Consider the following 252-nt stretch of genomic DNA (forward strand, 5'->3'; position numbering starts at 1 on the left):
TGAAGGCGCTTCAGGACCTTGGCCAGGCCCGGCGCGAGTGTGGTTCGCGGTGTCTTCGTCTTCTTCATCGCACAGCTCAAAAATTCGCTACCCAATTTTAACGTGGGCCTTACTGCAACAGAACCCGCGCCGATACAGCGCTTGATGCGCGAGATCTGCGACTCGACCAGCGCGCGCTGGCCATACCCGTATTTGTTGCGGAACGCATGGGTGCCCTTGTCCTTGATGTACCGAACGAGATGGTCGTGCCAG

Annotated in this window: 1 pseudogene; it reads right to left on the bottom strand. The window is 58.3% G+C overall.

Going from position 1 to position 252, the window contains the following annotated elements:
- Positions 1-252: pseudogene (locus tag AB3X89_RS40735) on the bottom strand (hypothetical protein); the annotation flags it as partial.

The organism is Paraburkholderia sp. BR14320, assembly GCF_040948665.1.
Classification (GTDB): domain Bacteria; phylum Pseudomonadota; class Gammaproteobacteria; order Burkholderiales; family Burkholderiaceae; genus Paraburkholderia; species Paraburkholderia youngii.